Raw genomic sequence first — 17,746 nt, 5'->3', positions numbered from 1 at the left:
GGTGAGGATAGCGTCGTCGAGACTGCTCACGAACGGTAGTCCGCGTTGATCGAGATATATCCGTGGGTGAGATCGCAGGTCCACACGGTCGCGCGCCCGTCACCGACGCCAAGGTCGACATCGATGCGGATGTCCTGCCCTTCGAGGTGCTTGGCGACCGGGGCCTCGTCATAGTCGGCGAGCGGCTGGCCGTCCTTGGCCGCCCAGGTGCCGCCGAAGCCGATCGAGAGCTTGTCGCGGTCGGCCGGTTCGCCGGCCTTTCCCACCGCCATGACCACGCGGCCCCAATTGGCATCGCCGCCTGCAATCGCGGTCTTCACCAGGGGGGAATTGGCGATCGAGAGCCCGACCCGGCGCGCGCTCTCGTCGGAATCGGCGCCGCTCACCGCGATCTCGATGAACTTCTGCGCGCCTTCGCCATCGCGCACGACCAGCTGCGCAAGATCGCGGCAGACCTGCAGAAGTGCTGCGTAGAACGCGTCGGCACCGGGGTCGTCCCATGATGCGAGCGGCGGATTGCCTGCCTTGCCGGTCGCGAAGGCAAGCACGGTGTCGCTGGTAGAGGTGTCGCCATCGACCGTGATGCACGAATAGGTCGCGTCATTGGCCTTGGAGAGCATTTCCTGCAGGAAAGTCGGCTCCACGGCTGCGTCGGTGAATATATAGCCCAGCATGGTCGCCATGTCGGGCGCGATCATGCCGCTTCCCTTGATGATTCCCGCCAGTTCGATGCGTGTCTCGTCGAGCATGGCCGACGCGCCGCTACCCTTGGTGAAGGTGTCGGTGGTGCCGATGGCAGACGCCGCTTCTTCCCAGCTGCAGGTGTCGGCCTCGAGGACCGCGGCGATCCCTGCACGTGCCTTGTCCTTTGGAAGCGGCACGCCGATCACCCCGGTCGAGGAGACCAGCACCTCGCTCGGCTTGCAGCCGAGTGCGTCGGCCACCTGCGCCATGATTTGTTCGACCGCCTCGCGCCCGCGCATGCCGGTGAAAGCGTTCGAATTGCCCGCATTGACGATCAGCGCGCGCGCACTGCCAAGCTTTACCTGTTCGCGGCCCAGCTCGACCTCGCTCGACGCGCAGGCTGACTTTGTGAAAACACCTGCCACGCTGGTGCCCTCGGCCAGTTTGGCGAAGGTCAGGTCGGCACGATCCCACTCCTTGTACCGAGCCCTGGCGACACGCAATTCTACGCCGGAGATGGCCGGCATTTCGGGAAAGGCGCGGGCGAGCGGAGAGCGTTCGAGATCCATGCCTTCGCAGCTAGAACGGGCGGGGGCGCGCTGCAAGCGGCGCCGCGCGTAGGAAAAATAGGCTGCCTGACTTTAAACCTTAAGCATTCTGCGCTATCTCCACGCTTGATTATGCGACGCCAATTGCTCGCCCTTCTTGCACTCCTGACCGGCCTTGCTGCCGTCGGTGTGCCTGCGCATGCCGCGCTGGGCGGTGAAATCGGCGTCGGTTTCGAACAATCCGCCTCCGGCGCAAGCGATGCCCGCGAAGCGAAGTGTCCGTGCGAGGAAAAGCAGCGCAAGCAGAAGCTGCGCGGCGAAAAAGTGACCCCCTGCAAGAAGCAGGAACCGGTCGTCATCTACCTGCCCACGGTCCAGTTCGGCGCCGATCGCGCATACGAATAGCCTGAAAAGCTGACCCCGTTTCATGCCCGGCACGTTTCCAGTGCGCGGGCATTTTCCATACATTCCTTCTATTCTCGAGGCACGCGCCCACCCATGTTCAATGCAATCGTGAAGTCCGTTTTCGGCTCGTCCAACGACCGTTACGTCAAATCCATCGGCAAGATCGTCAACCAGATCAACGCTCTCGAGCCGCAGCTTCAGGCACTCAGCGACGAGGAACTGCGCGCGCAGACCGACAAGTTCCGCCAGCAGCTCGCCGACGGCAAGACGCTCGACGATATCCTGCCCGAAGCTTTCGCCACCGTGCGCGAGGCATCGGTCCGCGTCCTCGGCATGCGTCACTTCGACGTGCAGATGATCGGCGGCATCGTCCTCCACCGCGGCGAAATCTCGGAAATGCGCACGGGTGAGGGTAAGACGCTGGTCGCCACGCTCGCCACCTATCTCAACGCGATCGAGGGCAAGGGCGTCCACGTCGTCACCGTGAACGACTACCTCGCCCGCCGCGATGCGGAATGGATGGGGCAGCTGCACAATTTCCTCGGCCTGTCGGTCGGCGTGATCGTGCCGAACCTCGACGAGTTCTCGCGCCGCGATGCCTACGGTTCGGACATCACCTACGGCACGAACAACGAGTTCGGCTTCGACTACCTGCGCGACAACATGAAGCACGAGCGCAGCCAGATGGTGCAGCGCCCCTTCAACTTCGCCATCGTCGACGAGGTCGACTCGATCCTGATCGACGAAGCGCGTACGCCGCTGATCATTTCGGGTCCGACCGAGGACAAGTCGGAGCTCTACGTCGCCATCGACGAGATCGTAAAGGATATCGATCCCGAGTGGTACGAGGCCGACGAGAAGACCAAGAACATCACCTGGACCGAAGAGGGTACCGACGCGATCGAGGAGCGGCTCAAGGAAGCCGGCCTGCTCGAGACCGACAACCTCTACGACGTCGAGAACACGCAGGTGGTCCACCACCTCGACCAGGCCCTCAAGGCCAACATCATGTTCAAGAAGGACACCGACTACATCGTGAAGGACGACAAGGTCGTCATCATCGATGAGTTCACGGGCCGCATGATGGACGGCCGCCGCTGGTCGAACGGCCTGCACCAGGCAGTCGAGGCCAAGGAAGGCGTGAAGATCGAGCCGGAGAACCAGACGCTCGCCTCGATCACCTTCCAGAACTACTTCCGCATGTATCCCAAGCTCTCGGGCATGACCGGTACGGCCGCCACCGAGGCTGCGGAATTCTGGGACATCTACAAGATGAACGTGGTCGAGATCCCGACCAACGTCCCCGTCCAGCGCATCGACGAGGAAGACGAGTTCTACAAAAACACGATCGACAAGTTCAAAGCCATCGCCAAGGCGATCAAGGAGAAGAACGAGATCGGCCAGCCGGTGCTGGTCGGCACGGTGTCGATCGAGAAGAGCGAACTGCTTTCGAAGTTCCTCGACGAGCAGGGAGTGAAGCACGAGGTGCTCAACGCCCGCCAGCACGAGCGCGAGGCGCATATCGTTGCACAGGCGGGCCGCATCGGCGCGGTGACCATCGCCACCAACATGGCCGGTCGCGGCACCGACATCCAGCTGGGCGGCAACCTCGAGTTCCGCATCGAGGAAGAGCTTGCCGATCTTGCAGAAGACGATCCCAAGCGCGCGCTCGAAATCGACCGCATCAAGGCCGAGGTCGCTGCCGAGAAGCAGCGCGTGCTCGATGCGGGCGGCCTGTTCGTCTTGGGTACGGAGCGTCACGAAAGCCGCCGTATCGACAACCAGCTGCGCGGCCGTTCGGGCCGTCAGGGCGACCCGGGTCTTTCGCGCTTCTACCTCTGCCTCGAAGACGATCTGCTGCGCATCTTCGGGCCGGACACGCTGTTCGCCCGTATGATGAACGCCAATCTCGAAGACGGCGAAGCGATCGGTTCGAAGTGGCTCTCCAAGGCCATCGAGACCGCGCAGAAGAAGGTCGAGGCGCGCAACTACGAAGTGCGCAAGCAGGTCGTCCAGTACGACGACGTGATGAACGACCAGCGCAAGGTCATCTACGAACAGCGCTCCGAAATCATGGATAGCGAGACCGTGGACGATGTCGTGGTCGACATGCGCCATGACGCGATCAATGCCATGGTCGCCGAGCACTGCCCTGCCGGCTCCTATCCCGAGCAGTGGGACATCGAAGGCCTCAAGACGCGCGTCGACGAAGTCTTCGACATGCAGTTCCCGATGGACGCATGGCTCGAGGAAGATCACATCGAGCCCGAAATCGTCGAGGAGCGCATCCGCGAGGAAGCCGATCGCCGGATGGAAGAGAAAATCTCGAAGGCCGACCCGAAGATGTGGCGCCGCATCGAGAAGAGCCTGCTGCTGCAGGAACTCGACCACCAGTGGAAGGAACATCTCTCCACGCTCGACGCGCTGCGGCAGGTCGTGTGGCTGCGTGCGCACGCGCAGAAGCAGCCGATCAACGAGTACAAGCAGGAAGCCTTCGGCCTGTTCGAACGCATGCTCGACAAGCTGCGCGAGGACATCACCGCCAAGCTGCTGCGGATCGAACTGGCAGAGCCTGCTCCGCTTCCGCAGGTCGACCTGCCCGAGTTGCCCGACTTCCTCACCGGCCACATCGACCCGCTTACCGGGCTCGACAATTCGGGTGACGGCGATGGTTCGGAAAACCGTCCCGAACTCTTCGGTGCGCTCGCCGGAAGTGCCCGCGCGGCGGCCGGTCCGGGCGGTGCATTCGTCGACAATCCCTATGCCGATCAGGACATCAGCCGGAACGCTCCGTGCCCCTGTGGCTCGGGCAACAAGTACAAGCATTGCCACGGCGCCATGGGCGTGAAGGCCTGATCACACTTCAGGGAACCGCGCCCGTCTTCAGAGCGGGCGCGGTTCTCTCACCATCGGGACCAGTGGTGGAGCGTCCGATGTCGGGCGGATCTCCCCGCACGGCTCGAAACCGCAGCTCGCGTAGAAGCCGGTATTGGCGGGGTTGGAATTCTCGAGATAGGCGCGGGTGCCAGTGCGGTCGCATGCGTCCAGCACTGGTTGAATCAGTTTCCGTCCCAATCCCTTGCCCTGCTGCGACGGCCTTACGCCGATGCTGAAGAGATAGGCATGTTCGAAGTCGGGGTGGGCGTGCTCCATTGCCTCGCCGGTCTTGATGCCCTTTCGCACGGCTTCCAGTCCGCAGTGCCAGATTGTCGGCAGCGCGAAAGCGGCATAGTCCATCTGCGAAAACGAGGCATCGCCGCCCGGCAGCATCCACATGGCCGCCCCTTGATCGCCGATGCTGTATACGAAGCCACGGGGCACATAAATCCGCCGCGCCTGCATATGGAAGAGCGAGCGGATGCCCTTGTAATTGCCGAAGAGCCACCGGTTGAACGGGTCGTTGCGGAATGCATCGGCGGTGATTTCGCCTATGGCGAAGGCATCTCCCTTGCCGGCTCGCGTGAAGCCCTCCGGTAGCGTGATATCCGCGTCGTCCACAGCGCCAGTCCTCCCTTGTGCGCCCAAGGCTAGCGGCAGGCTGGCACGCGGTCTAGGAAAGCCGCATGCCGCTGCTGATTGCCGCCTTCTTCATTACGGCACTGCTTTACGCGAGCGTCGGCTTCGGCGGCGGCTCGACTTACAATGCGCTCCTGGCGCTGTCGGGTGTCGACTACCGCATCCTCCCGCTGCTGGCGCTGAGCTGCAATATCATCGTGGTGGCGGGCAGCACCCTGCGCTTCGCACGTGCCGGGATCACGCCATGGCGCGGCGCCCTGTTCATGACCGCACTTGCTGCGCCTGCTGCTTTGCTCGGCGGGCTCACACCCATCGGCGAGGGGGCGTTCCTTGCGATCCTTGGCGCCAGTCTCGTCCTGACGGCGATGACCATGCTCCTGCCCGTAAGCGAAGGGGAGGGTGAAGCACGGCGCTGGGCCCGCTTTATACCGCTCGGAGCGATGCCGTTAGGCTATCTCGCGGGTCTCGTCGGCATTGGTGGGGGGATATTCCTTGCTCCATTGCTGCACCTTGCCCGCTGGCGCGAGGCGCGCGCGATCGCAGCCACGGCTAGCTTCTTCATCCTCGTGAACTCGCTCTTCGGGCTTGCCGGCCAAGTGCTGAAAGGCGGAGAGGGCCGCTTCCTTGCGGCTTTCGATATCGGCCTGCCGCTTCTTGTAGCGGTCGCCATCGGCGGCCAGATCGGCAGCCTGCTCGCGCTCAAGTTCATGCCGCAGCGGTGGATCCGCTGGGGCACGGCGGGGCTCACCCTGTGGGCAGGGCTGAGGCTGCTCTTCGCGATGTAAGGAAAATGGCTCCCCGAGTTGGATTCGAACCAACGACCAAGTGATTAACAGTCACCTACTCTACCGCTGAGCTATCGGGGAGCAGCCCGAAGGCAGGCCGCGCGTATATGGGGGCGATTCCGGTTTTGCAAGCGGGGTTTTGCAAAAAAATGGACGCGTGCTGCAACAAGTTGCAATCACACCACGAACTGCTCCGAAACGATGCGTTCGTCGAGTGCGTGACCCGGGTCGAAGAGCAGGGTCAGCTCGTTCTCGCGCGAGATTTCCAGCCGCACTTCGGCGACGTGACGGATCTCGCGCTGGTCGGCGACGGCCGACACCGGGCGCTTCTCGGATTCGAGTACCTTGAAGGTCACTTGGCTGCGGTCGGGCAGGATCGCACCCTTCCAGCGACGCGGCCGGAATGCAGAGATCGGGGTCAGCGCGAGCAGCTGTGAATCGAGAGGCAGGATCGGGCCGTCTGCGGACAGGTTGTAGGCTGTCGAGCCCGCGGGGGTCGACAAGAGCACGCCGTCGCACACGAGCTCCTTGATCCGCACCTTGTCGTCGACCGACACTTCGATCTTCGCGGTCTGGCGCGTTTCACGCAGCAGCGAGACCTCGTTGATGGCGCAGAAACGATGCACTTCACCGTCCTCTGTCACCGCTTCCATTGCAAGCGGTGCAATGGTGTGGGGCTTGGCGCGGGCGATTCGTCCCAGCAATTTATCGGGCTGGCGATTCTTGTTCATCAGGAAGCCGACCGTGCCCAGATTCACGCCATAGGCCGGCCTGATAACCCCTTCGTCGAGCATCCCGTGCAGGCTCTGCAGCATGAATCCGTCGCCGCCGAGAACGACAACCGCGTCCGCATCTTCGATGGAAACCCAATCGGTTAGCGGTCGAATGATCGTATCCGCCGCCTCCTGTGCGCGGTCGGAATCCGATACGAGCAGTGCAAGTCGATTGAATTCGGCCATCACCCGTTCCGTCTGCCTGCCGCCACTACCTTTGCGGGGCCTGATTAACCCCTATGGGCCGCTGTCCCATTTGGCAACAAACGCTAAAACATGGCTAACATATCGTTAACCGCTGCTAAGGGAGGGCGATGGCAAGTGTGGCCGACACGGTAGACAACGATTCGCGCGATGCCCTGACCGGGCTTGGTGACGTGCAGCAATTGCGCCGCACAGTCGCCGAATGGTGCGCGGATTGGCCACACGATGGCGGCACGTGTCCGATCCATGCCATGCTGATCACGCTGGGGCGGATCGAGACCGTCAACGTCGCTTTCGGCGAAGACGCCGGTGATGGCGCACTCGTGGAAGCTGCGCAGCGTATCCGCCACTTTGCAGTCGACGAGTTCGAAAGCAGCGGCTGGCTTGCCTCGCGCCTTTCCGGAAGCAATTTCATGCTGGTCGCACTGGGCGAATGCAGCCGCGAGCGCTGGCAGTGGCTGGCCGAGGCGCTGGCCGATGCTCTCGCCGCGCCGATCGCTAATCCCGACGGGAGTGGCAGCCTGCGTCTCTCGCCGCGAATTGCGCTGATGCGGTCCGGCGAGAATGACGACGTCGACAGCATACTCGACCGGCTGTCCGAAGTATCCTCTCAGATGCGCCAGTCGCACGGCCGCCGTATCGGCTGGTCGAGCGGGACCATAGAAGCCGCGCCGCGCTCCAACATCCAGCTCGAGGCCGATCTCCTTGCCGCGATCGACCGCGACGAGATCGAAATCCTGTTCCAGCCGCAGTACTCGCTCGTCGACGATCGCATCATCGGAGCGGAGGCCCTGGCGCGATGGCACCATCCGGTGGTGGGACTGATTGGCGCGAGTACGCTCTTCCAGATTGCCGAGCGGGCCGACCATGTCGCGCAACTCTCGCGGCACATCGCCAGTCGGGCGCTGGAGCAGGCCACGTCCTGGCCGCCCGGCATGCAGCTGTCGCTCAACATCACCCCGGCGGATCTCGCAGTCGACAATTTCGCGATCGACTTCGCCCGCCTGGCCGAACGCATCGGCTTCTCGCTCAACCGGATCACGCTGGAAATCACCGAGCAGGTGCTGCTGGCCGATCTCGAGCGTGTCAGCCGCGTCCTTCAGCAGCTCAAGGTCCTCGACGTCACCATCGCGCTTGACGATTTCGGCGCGGGGTTCTGCAACTTCCGCTACCTCAAGGTGCTCCCGATCGATTGCCTTAAGCTCGACCGCTCGATGGTCGAGGGCGTGATCGAGGACGAGCGCGACCGGGCCATTTTCCGCGCAATCATGGGTATGGGGAAGGCACTGGACCTGCGGGTGCTCGTCGAAGGCATCGAGACTCAGAAGCAGCGAGATTTCTGCGCTGCCGAGGATTGCGAATACTATCAGGGCTTCTTCCGTGCAGAGCCGATGGCGCCGCACCAGTTCCTGAATCTCGTCACCCGCTAAAGAGCGGTGGCTTAGGCGGCGGCCTTCTCGCGCTTCTTCGCTTTCCGCACGATACCAGAAAGGCCCTTGGTCAGCTGGAATAGCCCGTTGAGGCGGCTTTCCGGCGAATTCCATGCGCGGCTGATGACAAGCTTCATGTCGGGCCGCAGCTTGGCCGTGCCCTGCAGGCGGTCGACATAGGCGATGAGGCCCGGGCCGTCGGGGAAGTCGTCCTTGTGAAAGGTGACCAGCGTGCCGGCCGCACCCACATCGATCTTGGCGATATTCGCTTCGATGGCCTGCAGCTTAATCTGGATGAGCCGGACGAGGTTCTCCGTCGCCGAGGGCAGCGGACCGAAGCGGTCGATCATTTCGGCCGCCAGCGCCTCGATCTCGCCCATGTTCTCCGCATCGTTCAGGCGGCGATAGAGCGCCATGCGCACGGCGAGGTCGGGGACGTAATCTTCGGGGATCATGATCGGTGCATCGACCGTGATCTGCGGGCTGACACGCTCGGGCTTGGCCTCAAGGCCGAGCTCGCCGGCCTTGGCGGCAAGGATCGCGTCCTCCAGCATGGACTGGTAGAGCTCGAAGCCGACCTCGCGGATATGTCCCGACTGTTCGTCGCCGAGCAGATTACCCGCACCGCGGATGTCGAGATCGTGGCTCGCAAGCTGGAAGCCCGCGCCCAGGCTGTCGAGATCGCCGAGGACCTTGAGGCGCTTCTCCGCCACTTCGGACAGCGCGACGTCCTTCTCGTAGGTGAGATAGGCATAGGCGCGCAGCTTGGAGCGGCCGACGCGCCCGCGCAGCTGGTAGAGCTGGGCGAGGCCGAAGATGTCGGCGCGGTGGATGATGATCGTGTTCGCGCTCGGCAGATCGAGCCCGCTTTCGACGATCGTCGTGGCGAGGAGGACGTCGTATTTCCCCTCATAGAACGCGCTCATCCGTTCTTCGATCTCGCCTGCGCCCATCTGGCCGTGGGCAGGCACGAACTTCACTTCGGGCACATTCTCGTGAAGCCAGTCCGAAATCTGCTGCATGTCGGAAATGCGCGGCACGACGATGAAGCTCTGACCACCGCGATGATGTTCGCGCAGCAGCGCCTCGCGCATCACCATGTCGTCCCATTCCATGACGTAGGTGCGCACTGCGAGGCGATCGACCGGCGGGGTCTGGATGGTGGAGAGTTCGCGCAGCCCCGTCATCGCCATCTGCAGCGTGCGCGGGATGGGCGTGGCGGTGAGCGTGAGCATGTGCACATCGGCGCGAAGCTGCTTCAGTTTCTCCTTGTGCGTCACACCGAAGCGCTGCTCCTCGTCGACGATGACCAGCCCCAGGTTCTTGAACTTGGTCTGCTTCGACAGGATCGCATGCGTGCCGACGACGATGTCGATATCGCCCTTGGCCAGCCCTTCGCGCGTGTCCTTCATTTCCTTGGCGGGAACGAGGCGCGAAAGGCGACCGACCTTCAGCGGGAAGCCGGAGAATCGCTCGGCAAAATTCTGGTAGTGCTGGCGGGCGAGCAGGGTGGTGGGCGCGACCACCGCGACCTGCTGTCCGTTCATCGCCGCGACGAAAGCGGCGCGCAGCGCGACTTCGGTCTTGCCGAAACCGACATCGCCGCAGACCAGCCGGTCCATCGGCTTGCCGCTTTCCAGATCGCTCAGCACATCGGCGATCGCGCGTTCCTGGTCGTCGGTCTCCTCGTACTGGAAGCGGTCGAGGAACTGGTTGTAGACGCCGTCCTCGACTTCGAGCACCGGCGCCTTCTTGAGCGCGCGCTGGGCCGCGACCTGCATCAGCTCGCCGGCGATCTCGCGGATGCGCTCCTTCAGGCGCGCGCGGCGCTTCTGCCATGCTTCGCCGCCGAGCCGGTCGAGCATGACCGCTTCTTCGGACGAGCCGTAGCGGCTTAGTACGTCGATGTTCTCTACGGGTATGAAGAGCTTGTCGCCGCCCTTGTATTCAAGCTGCACGCAATCGTGCTTGGACTTGCCGACGGGGACCGGCTGCAGGCCGAGATACTTGCCGATGCCGTGCTCGGTATGGACGATGAGATCGCCCACGCTGAGCGCCTGCAGTTCGGCGAGGAAGGCGTCGGCATCCTTGCGCTTCTTCTTGCGGCGCACGAGCCGGTCGCCAAGGATGTCCTGCTCGGTGAGCAGCTCCATCTCGTCATTGGCGAAACTGGCTTCCAGAGGCAGCACCATGGCCGCAGGCTTGCCCTTGGCGGACAGGCCCAGCGCTTCCTGCCAGCTTTCGGCCAGCTGCACATCCGCGCCGGCCTCGGTCAGGATCGAGGCGATGCGCGCGCGGCTGCCGGTGGAGTAGGCCGCGAGCAGCGGTCGCTTGCCTGCCTTGCCCAGCGCCTTCAGGTGATCGGCTAGCACAGGATAGACATTGTCGCCGCGCGCCCGCTCAGGTGCGAAATCGCGGCCCGAACGGAAGCCGAAATCGATGACAGTGTCGCTCTCGGGCTCGTCGAATGTGGTCGCGCGGTGCGCCGGCGTTTCTGCAAGCGCGGACTTGAACTCGTCGGAGGTCAGGTAGAGCGATTTGGGATCGAGAGGGCGATAGCTGCCCTTGGCCTGTCCGCTCGCCGCCTTGCGCTGCTCGAAATAGTCGGTGACGTCCTTGATGCGCTCGTCCGCTGCGGCGAGCGAGGCGTTGTCGACGACCACCGTGTCCTTGTCGTCGAGGTGATCGAACAGCGTGACCAGCTTCTCCTCGAACAGCGGCAGCCAGTGCTCCATGCCTGCCAGTCGCCGGCCTTCGCTCACCGCCTCGTAAAGCGGGTCTTGCGTCGCATTGGCGCCGAACATCTCGCGGTAGCGGCTGCGAAAGCGCTTGATGCTGTCTTCGTCGAGCAGAGCTTCACTTGCGGGCAGAAGCAGGTGGCTGTCGAGCCGCCCTGTGCTCATCTGCGTATTAGGATCGAAACTGCGCAGGCTTTCCAGTTCGTCGCCGAAGAAATCGAGGCGGAGCGCTTCGTCGAGGCCGGAGGGGAACACGTCCACGATCGAGCCGCGGATCGCATACTCGCCCTTGTCGATCACCGTGTCGGTTCGGCTGTAACCTTGTTTCTGCAGCAGCAGCGACAGGCTCTCGCGACCGATCTCGGTACCCGGCTTGAACTCGCGCACGCTCTCTCGAATGCGGAACGGGCTGAGCACGCGCTGGAGAACCGCATTGGCGGTGGTGACAACCAGCTGTGCCTTCGCCTTTCCTGTCTGGAGGCGGTGCAATGCTGCGAGACGCTTGGCGCTGATCGACAGCGCGGGGCTCGCCCGATCGTAGGGCAGCGAGTCCCACGCGGGGAACTCGATGACGTCGAGTTCGGGCGCGAAGAATGCGGCCGCCTCGACGATTCCGCGCATCGCCGCATCGTCCGGTGCGATGAAGACCGCGCGGCCCGTGCCAGCGCGGGCGAGGTCGGCCATCACCAGCGGCTGCGCGCCGCGCGCGACCTGCGCCAGCGTCAGCGGTGTGTCGGCTTTGAGGATGCGGGAAAGGTCGGGCATTATGGGGTCAGCGCCGTAAGGCTTGGCCTGTTCCCGTCAACGCGGAATGTCGACGTAGTCGAGCTTCTGCATTTTCTCGATCAGCTCGCCCTGGAAGCGCGGCGGGGTGGGCTGGGTCTTGAGCGCCCAGGCCATGATGTCGACGTCGTCTTCCTCGAGCAGCGCTTCGAACCAGGCGAGTTCCTCCTCGCCCCATTCCGCGTGGTAGCGATCGAAGAAGCCGCCGATCATGTAATCGGCTTCGCGCGTGCCACGGTGCCAGCTGCGGAACTTGCAGCGGGCGAGGCGGCCTTCGGTTGTGAGCATTTCCGGCATGGGGCGCGGGTAGGGCACTCGCCAAAGCCGTGCAAGCGGCTATAGCGTGAGCGCATGCGCCCCGACGTCCTCAATCCGCTTTTCGCAGAGACCGAAACGCTCGATGGCGTCGGGCCTAAGCTGAAGAAGCCGCTCGACAAGCTCGGGCTGACGCGGCTCAAGGACCTAGTCTACCACCTGCCGGAACGCTTCGTGACAAGGCGCTCTGTCGAGACCGTCGATGAGGCTGGCGAGGGCGAGAATATCGTCCTCAAGCTGACCGTGACAGAACATCGGGGCGGGCGATCGGCGCGTGCTCCCTACCGTGTGCTGGCGCAGGACAGCGTGGGCAACATCATCGCGCTTACCTACTTTGGCCGCGCTTCCTATACCGCGAAGAAGCAGCTGCCCGTCGGTGCAACGCGCTGGGTTGCGGGCAAGCTCGAACGCTATGGCGACATGCTTCAGATCGTCCACCCTGATCACGTGGTCGAGGAGGGCGGCGATACGCTCCAGCGGCTGTGCGAGCCGATCTATCGCCTGTCGGAAGGGCTGACCCAGCCGCGTGTTGCGGGTCTGGTCGAACAGGCGCTGGCGAAGGCACCCGAGCTGCCCGAATGGATCGAGCCGGCGCAATTCGAGAAATCGGACTGGCCCGGCTGGCGCGATGCGCTGCAACTTGCTCACAAGGGCGAACACAAACTCGCGCGCGACCGGCTGGCCTATGACGAACTGCTCGCCAACAGCCTCGCACTGATGCTGGTGCGGGCGGACAATCGCAAACGCCGTGGCCAACCTTTGAAAGGCGATGGCAGCTATCGCGGCAAGCTCGACCTGCCGTTTCCGCTAACCGGCGCGCAGAAGCGATCGATCGCCGAGATCGAGAGCGACATGGCGCAGGAAGCGCCGATGCTTCGCCTGCTGCAGGGCGACGTCGGCGCGGGCAAGACCGTGGTTGCGCTGGAAGCCATGCTGATCGCTGTCGAGGCGGGCGCGCAGGCGGCGCTGCTCGCACCCACCGAAATCCTCGCTCGCCAGCACTATGAAAGCCTGCGCCGCATGGCCCAGCCTACCGGTGCGGAAGTCGCGCTGCTCACCGGGCGCGACAAGGGCAAGGCGCGCGAAGCGACGCTAATGGGGCTTCTGGACGGCAGCATCGACATCGTCGTCGGCACCCACGCGATCTTCCAGGACAAGGTTGCCTACAAGAACCTCGCGATGGTGGTGATCGACGAGCAGCACCGTTTCGGTGTCGGCCAGCGGCTCATGCTGGCGAACAAGGGCAAGCGCGCGCCGCACGTCCTTGCCATGACTGCAACGCCGATCCCGCGTACGCTCACTCTCGCGCAATATGGTGAGCTCGACGTGAGCAAGCTCGACGAACTGCCGCCGGGACGCCAGTCGATCGACACGGTGGTGATGGGGCAGGACAGGATCCCCGCACTGGTCGAGCGCCTCGCCGCGCAATTTGCCGAGGGACGGCAAGCCTTCTGGGTCTGCCCGATGGTCCGCGAGATGGACGGGCCCGACGAGATCGCCGCCGCCGAAGCGCGCTATGCGGCCCTGAAAGAGCGGTTCGGCGACGATGTGGTGATGGTCCACGGCCAGCTCGCACCGGAAATGAAAGACGCCGCGATGGAGCGGTTCGCGCGCGGCGATGCGCGGCTGCTGGTCGCCACCACGGTGATCGAGGTCGGCGTCGACGTGCCCAACGCAACGCTCATGGTGATCGAGCAGGCCGAACGCTTCGGTCTCGCCCAACTCCACCAGCTGCGCGGCCGGGTGGGGCGGGGGAGCGAGAAGAGCTTCTGTGTCCTCCTCCACGGCGAAAGCCTGTCCGAAACCGCCCAGAAGCGTCTCGCCCTGATGCGCGAGAGCCAGGACGGATTCCTGCTCGCCGAAGAAGACCTCAAATTGCGCGGTGGCGGCGAGCTTCTCGGCACGCGGCAATCAGGCGATACGCCCTTCAGCGTGGCGAGTTTCGAGCAGATCACCGAGCTGCTGCCCAAGGCTCATGACGATGCGCGCGTGCTGATGGAACGCGATGGCGGTCTGGAGGGCACGCGCGGCGATGCTGCCCGCATCCTGCTCTACCTGTTCGAACGCGATTTCGGCGTGAAGACCCTGCGCGGCGGCTAACGTCAGGCTTTTGCTAAGATTTTCGCATTAAACCCTCGCCCAAACGGGGGAATTACAATGCAGATCGTAAGATATTCGAGGTCTCGCGTGGCCATGGCCTGCGGCCTCATGATCGGTTTCATCTTTCTCGGCGTCTTGGCCGGGAGCGCGTTCCACGGCAAGGCGTCCTTCGCCGGCTGGCTCATCGCAGGATGTTTCGTGATCTGCCTGCCAATGGGCGCGCGCTATCTTCTCGATGGGGGCAAAATCCTCGAATACGACCGCAATTTCGTGACTTACCACGGGGTGCTCGGCAGCACGCGACTGCGGTGGGAGGAAGTACACGGTTTCGAGGTGGAAAAGCAGACCTACAACTGGATCGCGACCAACACCTTCCTCAAGATCAAGGGGCCTTTCTCCTTCCTCGGCTATGCCAGTATCACGCAGCGACTGCTCGCCCGCGAACATCGCTCGGCAGAGCACCTGCTCGAAGAGATCGTCGATTACCTCGAAGGCGCCGAGCAGCAGCAGGAAGTCCCGCAACAGCCCGCTCGTCCGCAGGGTTTCGGCAATGCTGCGCCAGCTGCGCCAGCTGCGCGCTCGCAGGGAGTGATCGGTGAAGCGCCGATGCCTGCGGCCCCGCAGATGCGCGGCGGTGGTTTCGGCCGCAAGGGGCTCTAGAAGCCGAGCATCTCCAGTTCGCGTTCGACGGCGGGACGATATCCGTCACCGAACAGGCGAACATGGAGCAGCCACATCCACAGCCGGTAGACCGGCTGCCGTTCGCTCCATCCCGGCTCAAGCCCGAGCGAGGCGAAAAAGCTGCCCGGCGGATGGTCGAACACTGTGAGACTGGCGGCATCGACCTCGTGGTCTCCGTAGTAGGCGCAAGGGTCGATCAGTCCGCTGATCCTGCCGCCCGATACGAGGATGTTGCCTCCCCAGAGGTCTCCGTGGAGCAATGATGGCCTTGGTGAGCCCGGCAGCATGTCGCCCAGCTTGGAGGCGAGTTCGTCCAGCCGCCTCGCCAGCGCTGCGGGTAGGTGAGGGGCGTGGCACAGCAAACGCCGCTCCCCCCAGAACTGCGGCCAGCTGTCGCAGGCTTCGTTCTCGACCGTCACATCGCGTAGAGCGTAATTCTCTGGCCAGCCGAAATTCTCGCCAGTCTCCGCGTGCAACTGGCCAAGCGCCTCGGCCAGCGAATTCCATGCAGACCCCGACAGACCCGCATCGCTCGGCAGGTGCTCGATCAGCATGACCTCGTCATCCGCTGCGATGACATCCGGCGTTGGCGCGCCCGATTGCGCCATCGCTCCGAGCATCCGCGCCTCGATGCCGACCACCGGGCCCGACTTTGCCACGATGGTTTCGCCATCGGCGAAGGTCGCAAGCGACGCGCCCGAAATGTCCCCGCCGGCAAAGCGGCGGATGTCGGCGGGGCGCTTGCCGACCAGCCGTTCTACGGCGTCTGCAAGCGTATCGCTCATGCCGTCTCCGCCAAGACGCGTTCGACGATCCCGCGCACGTCGACCCGGGCGTTCAGCCTTGCTCCCAGCAGCGCAGTGCCGCTGACCTTGCGCTGGACGAACAGCGTTTCGGCGGGGGGCAGGTGCCAGCTTTCGCGGTCGCGTGCGATCGGCATGACCGTTTCGCGAATCTCGGGCACGAAGGCGCGGTCGCCGAAATCGAGACGGTCATCGCTCGCCATCTGGGTGACGACGATGTCGACCGCACGCCGCATCGCCTCCGGATGACGTTCGAGGGCCCGCGGGTTCATGAAACCTGCCTCTATCGCTGCCTCCATGACGGCTTCCCTGTCCTCGGCAAGCCCGGCATAGAGCAGCCTGCGATAGTCGGCCGAGATACCTTCCGAGACCTCTCGAGCGGCACCGAAATCGAGCAGCACGATCCGGCCGGTCTTTGCCTGCCAGCGGTAGTTGGCGAAGTTCGGATCGGTCTGCATCAGGCGGCTGTCGAACAGTTCGCGCGCGACGAGTTCGATCATGCGAGCGAAGACCTCGTCACGCAGCTCCTGCGGCTCGCTGGCGAGAGCTTCGATCGGCCCGCCTTCCTCGAAACTCATCGCGAGGATGCGGGTGGTGGTCAGCTCTTCGTGGAGTTCCGGCACGACAAAGCCTTCGCGCCCTTCCAGAAGCTCGCCGAAACGCGTCATCATGGCGCCCTCGCGAACGTAATCGGCCTCTTCGTGGAGCTGCTCCTTCGCGGCGGCGAGGAGGGGTGCGATGTCGAGTTCGGCCGGGAGCAGGCCGGTCAGCTTCAGGAGACCGGCTACATTGTCGACATCGCTGTCGATGCTTTGCGCGATTCCCGGATACTGCACCTTGATCGCGAGCAGCCGACCGTCCGGCAGCATGGCGCGGTGCACCTGTCCGATCGATGCGGCGGCGATCGGGCGCGGCTCGAAGCGGCGGAATCGCTTGCGCCAGTCCTTGCCCCATTCCGCACTCAGGACCTTGTCGAGTTGCTTGGGCGGCATGAAATCCGCCCGCTCGCGCAGGCGGGCAAGGATCTCGGAAAGCTCGGGCGGCAAGAGGTCGCCTGCATCCATCGAAATCATCTGGCCCAGTTTCATCGCCGCGCCGCGAAGGTGCGCGAGCCTGTCGGTAAGCCTCTTCGCATTCGCGGGCGTGAGCAGAAGCTGGTCGAGGCGCGGGCGCTCTCCGCTGGCAATCCGCCGCGCACCTTCGCTCAGCGCACCGCCGGCAAGTCCACCCGCAAGACGGGTGAAACCGCCGAGGCGTCCGATACGAGACGCAGGAACCGAGCGGTGCCGGCTGGTGTCTTCGTCAGCCATGTTCTTCGATCATGACTGCCAGCAACGCATTCGCACCGGCGCTGACTTCGCTCCATGTGATCGAGAAGCCCTCCGCACCGCCATAGTAGGGGTCACCGACTTCACGCCCTTCCTGTCCGGGCACGAGGTCGAGCAGCATGGCGACGCGGGCCTTGCCGTCACCCGGATCGACACGCGCGATGTTCGCCATGTTCGATGAATCCATGCCGAGGATGTAGTCGAATTCGTGGAAGTCGCTCTCGCCCAGCTGGCGTCCGCGATAGCCGGTAATGTCGATGCCCCTGCGGCGGGCCTCGTCGATGCTGCGCGGATCGGGCGGCTCACCCACGTGATATCCGGCCGTTCCGGCGCTATCGACGTGAACGTCGATGCCAGCTTCGGAGGCGGCATGGCGAAAGGCGGCTTCGGCGAGCGGCGAGCGGCAGATGTTGCCGAGGCAGACGAACAGGACGGCAGGCTTGGACACGGCTATGCGGCGAGACCCTTGATGACGGGAGTGTACCGCCATTCAATCGCCCGCACTTGCGCTTGTTCCGCAGATTTGCGGACAATGCGCCCTGATGTTCTGGAAAGTAAAATGGTCGGGGAGAGAGGATTCGAACCTCCGGCCCCTGCCTCCCGAAGACAGTGCTCTACCAGGCTGAGCTACTCCCCGACCGGATGCTTGCGGG

At 63.9% G+C, this 17,746-nt stretch carries 14 protein-coding genes and 2 tRNA genes; 6 read left to right on the top strand and 10 right to left on the bottom strand.

What is annotated here, in order from left to right; genetic code table 11:
• Positions 1–26 precede the first annotated feature (26 nt).
• Positions 27–1,253: a bifunctional glutamate N-acetyltransferase/amino-acid acetyltransferase ArgJ gene (gene argJ / locus K3163_RS09645; RefSeq protein ID WP_221554065.1), complete on the bottom strand. Its 1,227-nt coding sequence runs from the start codon at positions 1,251–1,253 to the stop codon at positions 27–29.
• Positions 1,254–1,364: 111 nt separating this feature from the next.
• On the opposite strand from argJ, the gene K3163_RS09640 reads away from it, so the two are divergent.
• Both K3163_RS09640 and secA read left to right on the top strand, forming a co-directional pair.
• Positions 1,365–1,637, top strand: a complete 273-nt coding sequence (locus tag K3163_RS09640; protein WP_221428110.1) for a hypothetical protein — start codon at positions 1,365–1,367, stop codon at positions 1,635–1,637.
• 93 nt (positions 1,638–1,730) lie between these two features.
• Positions 1,731–4,493, top strand: coding sequence for a preprotein translocase subunit SecA (gene secA, locus K3163_RS09635; protein ID WP_221554064.1), 2,763 nt, complete (start codon positions 1,731–1,733; stop codon positions 4,491–4,493).
• Positions 4,494–4,520: 27 nt separating this feature from the next.
• On the opposite strand, the gene K3163_RS13710 is transcribed toward secA, so the two are convergent.
• A complete protein-coding gene (locus K3163_RS13710) occupies positions 4,521–5,135 on the bottom strand; it encodes a GNAT family N-acetyltransferase (RefSeq protein ID WP_345719724.1) in 615 nt (204 codons plus the stop codon).
• A 65-nt stretch (positions 5,136–5,200) separates the two neighbouring features.
• Here K3163_RS13710 and K3163_RS09625 point away from each other — a divergent pair, with 65 nt between their 5' ends.
• Positions 5,201–5,938 carry a sulfite exporter TauE/SafE family protein gene (locus K3163_RS09625; protein ID WP_221554063.1) on the top strand — a complete coding sequence of 246 codons (738 nt, stop codon included), beginning with the start codon at positions 5,201–5,203 and terminating at the stop codon, positions 5,936–5,938.
• A 6-nt stretch (positions 5,939–5,944) separates the two neighbouring features.
• Here the strand turns inward: K3163_RS09625 and K3163_RS09620 are convergent.
• Together K3163_RS09620 and K3163_RS09615 are read right to left on the bottom strand one after the other, a co-directional pair.
• Positions 5,945–6,019, bottom strand: a tRNA-Asn gene (locus K3163_RS09620).
• Positions 6,020–6,114: 95 nt separating this feature from the next.
• Entirely contained in the window at positions 6,115–6,897 is a 783-nt protein-coding gene (locus K3163_RS09615) for an NAD kinase (protein WP_221428114.1), read from the bottom strand.
• Between the two features lie 128 nt (positions 6,898–7,025).
• Here K3163_RS09615 and K3163_RS09610 point away from each other — a divergent pair, with 128 nt between their 5' ends.
• The gene (locus K3163_RS09610) at positions 7,026–8,345 is read left to right on the top strand and encodes a bifunctional diguanylate cyclase/phosphodiesterase (protein WP_221428115.1); all 1,320 of its coding nucleotides are present in this window, start codon (positions 7,026–7,028) and stop codon (positions 8,343–8,345) included.
• A gap of 11 nt (positions 8,346–8,356) precedes the next feature.
• On the opposite strand, the gene mfd is transcribed toward K3163_RS09610, so the two are convergent.
• Together mfd and K3163_RS09600 are read right to left on the bottom strand one after the other, a co-directional pair.
• The gene (gene mfd, locus K3163_RS09605; protein ID WP_221554062.1) at positions 8,357–11,848 is read right to left on the bottom strand and encodes a transcription-repair coupling factor; all 3,492 of its coding nucleotides are present in this window, start codon (positions 11,846–11,848) and stop codon (positions 8,357–8,359) included.
• A gap of 36 nt (positions 11,849–11,884) precedes the next feature.
• The gene (locus K3163_RS09600; RefSeq protein ID WP_221428117.1) at positions 11,885–12,163 is read right to left on the bottom strand and encodes an FAD assembly factor SdhE; all 279 of its coding nucleotides are present in this window, start codon (positions 12,161–12,163) and stop codon (positions 11,885–11,887) included.
• Between the two features lie 54 nt (positions 12,164–12,217).
• On the opposite strand from K3163_RS09600, the gene recG reads away from it, so the two are divergent.
• Both recG and K3163_RS09590 read left to right on the top strand, forming a co-directional pair.
• Positions 12,218–14,281: an ATP-dependent DNA helicase RecG gene (recG, locus tag K3163_RS09595; RefSeq protein WP_221554061.1), complete on the top strand. Its 2,064-nt coding sequence runs from the start codon at positions 12,218–12,220 to the stop codon at positions 14,279–14,281.
• Positions 14,282–14,338: 57 nt separating this feature from the next.
• Positions 14,339–14,941, top strand: a complete 603-nt coding sequence (locus K3163_RS09590) for a hypothetical protein (protein WP_221554060.1) — start codon at positions 14,339–14,341, stop codon at positions 14,939–14,941.
• Here K3163_RS09590 and K3163_RS09585 read toward each other — a convergent pair.
• The 4 genes from K3163_RS09585 to K3163_RS09570 form a co-directional block, all read right to left on the bottom strand.
• Positions 14,938–15,747 (bottom strand): fructosamine kinase family protein, encoded by an 810-nt coding sequence (locus K3163_RS09585; protein WP_221554059.1) that lies wholly within the window; start codon positions 15,745–15,747, stop codon positions 14,938–14,940. The two genes, K3163_RS09590 and K3163_RS09585, sit on opposite strands and share 4 nt — an antisense overlap.
• Positions 15,744–17,075, bottom strand: a complete 1,332-nt coding sequence (locus K3163_RS09580; RefSeq protein ID WP_221554058.1) for an ABC1 kinase family protein — start codon at positions 17,073–17,075, stop codon at positions 15,744–15,746. Before K3163_RS09580 ends, K3163_RS09585 begins: the two co-directional genes overlap by 4 nt.
• A complete protein-coding gene (locus K3163_RS09575) occupies positions 17,068–17,541 on the bottom strand; it encodes a low molecular weight protein-tyrosine-phosphatase (protein ID WP_221428122.1) in 474 nt (157 codons plus the stop codon). Before K3163_RS09575 ends, K3163_RS09580 begins: the two co-directional genes overlap by 8 nt.
• A 112-nt stretch (positions 17,542–17,653) precedes the next feature.
• A tRNA-Pro gene (locus tag K3163_RS09570) sits at positions 17,654–17,730 on the bottom strand.
• Between the last annotated feature and the right edge of the window lie 16 nt (positions 17,731–17,746).

The organism is Qipengyuania xiapuensis, from assembly GCF_019711395.1.
Lineage (GTDB): Bacteria > Pseudomonadota > Alphaproteobacteria > Sphingomonadales > Sphingomonadaceae > Qipengyuania > Qipengyuania xiapuensis.
This window is presented reverse-complemented; position numbering and strand designations above follow the sequence as displayed.